Raw genomic sequence first — 4,915 nt, 5'->3', positions numbered from 1 at the left:
ATTCTCCAAAGTAAAAAGGATTGTTAGGAAGTTCATTTGAGCCTGTAAGGAGAGTGGAGTTTAAAAAGATTTTTATATCTAAACTTTTAAAATCTATTTGATATTTTTCTTCTATGTCCTTTATATCCAAAACACTTCTATCTTTTGCAAAAATATCACAATGATTATCATAAATATGGATCAAATTTGACATAGAGATGAAAGAAGTATTGTTAGAATTATCTTGCAAATCTTGTAAATTTACTTTATCTAAGAATATGATTTTTATATTATTTGTCTTTAATACTATGGTATTGGTATTTTTATCATAAAATTGCTCTATGTTAAATACTTCGTTTAAAATTAAATTAACATCATTTTCCTTAGTATTAAAGCTTTGATTATTTAGATTATCTTGTAAGGAAATTTCTTTATTTAAATAGTCTTGGATATCTTTTATTTTTTCATTTCTTTTTTCTTTTAAAGTATTGATAGATTTATAAAGCCTTTTTCTAGCATCAAGATAGGTATCATTGAGCTTTTCTTTATCTAGGATGAAGATTTTTGTGAAAGTAGAATTATAGCCTATAACACTGCTATTTAAAAAAGTTTCATTATTTTCTTTATAAAATACATATTCTTTGCAAACATAAAGAGCTCTTAAAAGTGAAATATCAGATTCGATATTAATCTCATCTATATCTTTTAAATCTAAATGTTTTATATAAAAATTCTTATCTTTTTGCATTAGATTAAAAATAGCACTAACAAGACTTTTTGTTTTTTTCGTATGATGATAGTTTAGTTCATAAAGAAAAGTATTTAACATTAATATCCCTGAAAATCTCTAAAAAATTCTTCCCATCCATAAAAAAAATGTAATGACGGCTCATCATCTTTAATTCTAGATTGTTTTAACAATTCTTCACATATATCTTCTATAGAAATTAAAACAAGAATCCATTTTAAAATAGTGGCTTTTTTAGCAAAACCAAAAACACTTTCTGCAGATTTTTTTGAACCATCAAATTTAAAATTAAGTTGCAACTTAAAATAATCTAATTTCAAAGCTATAATTTCATTAGGCTTTATATGCGTTCCAAACTTTTGAAATATTTCTTCAGAGTCATCTAAATCAATGGTGTATATTTTGTAAATTTCTGCATTTAGCAGCTTTGAAAATTCTTCATTCCCTTTTAATAAATTTTCTATTAAGTTTTTAAATCCTCGCGCTTGGATTGGAGTTAGTGTATAAACGCTATTATAATCTAATTCTTTGAATATCACACTAAAATCCAAAGGAGCGTTTTGTATTTGTAAATAAAGCTGAGTTGTATTTTTTTGACTCTTTATATTGTTGGGAAACAATTCTTTAACCTCATAAGGAGTATCTTCCTTAAAAGCTATAGAATTATCTTTTAAAATAATATTATTTTTAAGCTCTTGTGTTATTGGAATCAGCTTAATATTTTTTAGATTAGCATCAAAGATATTAAAATTGTATCCCAAAATTTCAATTCCATCATCAAATTTATTTCCTATATAATTTGTATATTTTGTATATTCATTTTCATATACTCCCATGGCATTATAGGTGTATAAAGCTTTAACACTTTGTGGAAAAGACAAAACAAAAAGCTGTGCCAAATATCCACCAAAACAATGTCCAGTAACAATAAGTTTATCATTACCTAAAAAATGCCTGACTTTATCATCGTAAAATTTTAATAATTGCAAATAATATTCCAGAGGAACTTGAGATCTGAAAATTTGTGCACCGGCTTTTATACTATCCCAAAAAGAAAAACTAAATTGAAAAATATCTATACCTCTAAATGCAAGAATTAATTCATTATCTTTAGTATCTTTAAAAAGCGTAGCAGAAAAGCTTGTATCATCATCTTGAATAAAGGCTAATACTTCATAGCGATTTATAAATTCATTAGCATTATCTTCGTCAAAACTAATATTATAAGTATCTAACACAAGCATAGAACTTTGGGTTATGGCTTGGAAGTATGTGGGAGAATTAATGTTATTTTCTTTTAACATTTCTATATCCTGTTTTGTATAATATTGTGTTTGATTTTTCAACCCCCATTTTTTATCTTCTTTTCCAAACATACCCTCATTTAAACCTGTAGAATAACTAGCCCAGCACATTCTAGCATATTTATAAAGTTTCATATATTTGGCTTGTTTTTCATACATTAGTAGCCTCTTTTTTCTTGTAATTCTTTATATTTTTGAATATCATAGCATATCATTTTTCTTTTGTATTTAGCAAACATACCTATGTCAAGCCAAGAGTATGTATTATCTATTTTATATTCTTGTATTGTATTTTTGCCGTCCTTATAGTACCATAAAATAATAATTTTTTTTATTCTAAAATCTACATATTGCTCTGTTATGTTGAATAAAATATCCTTGTTTATTTTTTTATAATTATCCCAAAGACTTATAATATTTTTTGCATCATAAATAACCGCCTTAGAATCAGCCTTCTCACACAAACTCTCAAATTCTTTAAAACTACTTTGCCATTCAAGAGGTACAAAAGAGTATCCAAACCAAAGAAGCATGAATAATGGATAAGGTAAAAATAAATAAAACTTTTTAATTTTTTTATCAATATTAAAAATTTTAAAGACAAGATAAAAGACAAGCTTTAAAAATAAATATGCCCATATAGTAGAAAGTATAAACAAGCTAATCCATCCAAAGAAAGGAAAAGGGAAAAAGGTTAAAAGAGTTAAATAAGTAATATTATAAAAAGTTAAGATGACAAGAAAAAGATAAAATAAAGCTTGTTTTATATTTTTAAAGAATTGTTTTTTTAAATCATTTGAATTTTCTTTATTGTTAAAATAATGATAGAGCTTGTTTTTCATATATTTTTATCCTATATTACTTTGATTATTATCTTTAGTATCTTCAAACAAAATAGCACTAAAGCCACTTAAAGTGTTAGACTAATGTTTTAAAAGTTTAAATCTATTTATAAAATCAATGATTCTTTTACTAAGTGTATCATTTAACCCCACCCTACTAATATCATTATCCAATGTTATTTCTTTATTATCAAAACAAGTATTTATAAGAGAAATACAATATTTAGGTTCTATTTTAACTATTTTATTTTGTTCAAAACGAGCTTGTATAGCACAAGCATAAGCTGTGTTTGTATTTTTAGGTTTTACAATATCTTCCCCTTTACTATTTTTCATAACAATATCTTGCTTTAATTTATCACCAAAAGTAAGTTTATCTGCTTTATAAATATTATTCTTTTCATCTTGCTCTATATTTTCCCAAACATATTGCAACATAGCATAACTAGCATCTGCTATATCAGCATAGTCTAAAAATTTAGTGATTAAGTCTAATTTAGCTTCTTGTGTTTTAATGTTTTTGCTCATTTGTTATTCCAAAGTTTCAACTTGCCAGTCATCTTTCTTAAATTTTTTGTCAATATTCTTACAACTTAATACTTCCATATATCTAAAATATAATCCAGCACCCTCATCGCCTTTCAAGAATATACCATAATTATCATAAAAATATGTATTAACACGATAATACACTACTTGGTTTTCATTTTTTCTTTCAAATCTAGTTTCCACTATTCTATCTTTTATTTGCTTACTTTTAGGTGTCACTATTATATTTGTTTTATTCTTTATAGATTCATCCTCAATCAACACTTTTCCCAAATTAAAATAACACAAGCTCTTAAACTCATAATACTGCGGATCCATATATTTATAAGAACAGCCTCCTGTTAAGAATAATAAAAGATATACAGGCAAAAGAAATAAAGTAAGTTTTTTAAATATTGTTTTAAAATTTATAGTTTTTGTTTTATTTTTTAATTTATAAAAAATTTTAAAGATAAAATATAAAATAATAGAAAATATAAAAACAAAAAAGAAAAATATAAGAATAAATATTAAAAGATTAACAAAGAATTCTAGCATTTATTAACTCCTCTTAATTTTCTCTGTTTTTTCATAAGACAATTTGTAGTGTTGGGCTGATGAAATTTAATCTCATATCTTTGAGAAAAATTTCTAGCTTGTAATTCTCTAAAATCTCCATTTAGTTTCACATAAAAAATAAAGAATCATCTATAACCAAATATCCATTATATTCATCATGTAATGCTTTAAAATAGTCCAATTTTTCTAATTCACTCTTATCTTTAAAAAATCTAGTTTTAGATATTTTAAATCCTAAAGCTTTTTGTCCTTCAGTATAAACAAAATTAAAATAACTAGCTTACACAAATTCTGTATAATCTTTTAAATTGTTGATTTATTCCTTATATTATTATTGATAAAGATTACCACAAGCGAGCCCATCCTCTATAAACTCAAAATTCATATTACCCTCATTGCCTTCTAACACATACCTTCTAGTATTCCAATATGGACTTATATGCATATCAACAATCTTGTGTAAAGACATTTGCATATTTTTTGTTTTTAGTACAATATTATCCATCTCTATCTTTTCTTGAAAATTTGAAGGAGTTTTGAAGTATCATCGTAATATATAAAGCCACATTTCTATCCTACTATATTTTTTTTACATGTCGAAAATCATCTATGCCGCCTAACTTTTTATCAAAATACCCTAGAATCTTATTATACTTTAGGAAGTTCATTTAACTTACACATATTCCTAAATTGCCAATAACTAGGCTCTAAATAATAAGAATAAGGAGTATAATAAAAGATAATTAAGCCTATACTTCCAAGAAAGACTAAAAACTTTGAAACGCTTTTTGTAGATTTAAAGATGATTTTATAAATAAATTTTAATATAAGATAAGAAAGAATAGTAGAAATTATAATAAGAAGTAATATATATGTCATGGGTTATCTCCTTAGATTCTCTATTTTATTAAAATTAAGATGTAATTTTGTGGTTT

The 4,915-nt window shown here is 24.6% G+C and carries 6 protein-coding genes; all 6 read right to left on the bottom strand.

Translation table 11 applies throughout. From position 1 onward, the window contains the following. Window positions 1–808, bottom strand: an 808-nt coding sequence (locus tag AJN70_RS09875) for a hypothetical protein (RefSeq protein ID WP_251988563.1), incomplete at its 3' end; no start/stop codon positions are given. Next, entirely contained in the window at window positions 808–2,190 is a 1,383-nt protein-coding gene (locus AJN70_RS06540) for a hypothetical protein (RefSeq protein ID WP_070292812.1), read from the bottom strand. The genes AJN70_RS06540 and AJN70_RS09875, both read right to left, overlap by 1 nt. After that, window positions 2,190–2,873, bottom strand: coding sequence for a hypothetical protein (locus AJN70_RS06535; protein WP_083262326.1), 684 nt, complete (start codon window positions 2,871–2,873; stop codon window positions 2,190–2,192). Before AJN70_RS06535 ends, AJN70_RS06540 begins: the two co-directional genes overlap by 1 nt. 81 nt (window positions 2,874–2,954) lie before the next feature. Next, window positions 2,955–3,401: a methyltransferase gene (locus AJN70_RS06530; protein WP_070295617.1), complete on the bottom strand. Its 447-nt coding sequence runs from the start codon at window positions 3,399–3,401 to the stop codon at window positions 2,955–2,957. Between the two features lie 3 nt (window positions 3,402–3,404). After that, the gene (locus AJN70_RS06525) at window positions 3,405–3,959 is read right to left on the bottom strand and encodes a hypothetical protein (protein ID WP_053872785.1); all 555 of its coding nucleotides are present in this window, start codon (window positions 3,957–3,959) and stop codon (window positions 3,405–3,407) included. A 352-nt stretch (window positions 3,960–4,311) separates the two neighbouring features. Then, window positions 4,312–4,485, bottom strand: coding sequence for a hypothetical protein (locus AJN70_RS09630; RefSeq protein WP_153882527.1), 174 nt, complete (start codon window positions 4,483–4,485; stop codon window positions 4,312–4,314). Window positions 4,486–4,915 lie beyond the last annotated feature (430 nt).

The organism is Campylobacter sp. BCW_4341 (genome assembly GCF_001764255.1).
Lineage (GTDB): Bacteria > Campylobacterota > Campylobacteria > Campylobacterales > Campylobacteraceae > Campylobacter_D > Campylobacter_D jejuni.
The sequence above is the reverse complement of the archived record's forward strand: the minus strand, read 5'-3'. Positions and strand labels throughout refer to the sequence as shown.

What these genes read in the sequence shown, in the direction of transcription:
- AJN70_RS06525 (WP_053872785.1), bottom strand. Translation starts at nt 3,959, where the DNA reads ATGCTAGAATTCTTTGTTAATCTTTTAATATTTATTCTTATATTTTTC.
- AJN70_RS06540 (WP_070292812.1), bottom strand. Translation starts at nt 2,190, where the DNA reads ATGTATGAAAAACAAGCCAAATATATGAAACTTTATAAATATGCTAGA.
- AJN70_RS06530 (WP_070295617.1), bottom strand. Translation starts at nt 3,401, where the DNA reads ATGAGCAAAAACATTAAAACACAAGAAGCTAAATTAGACTTAATCACT.
- AJN70_RS09630 (WP_153882527.1), bottom strand. Translation starts at nt 4,485, where the DNA reads ATGGATAATATTGTACTAAAAACAAAAAATATGCAAATGTCTTTACAC.
- AJN70_RS06535 (WP_083262326.1), bottom strand. Translation starts at nt 2,873, where the DNA reads ATGAAAAACAAGCTCTATCATTATTTTAACAATAAAGAAAATTCAAAT.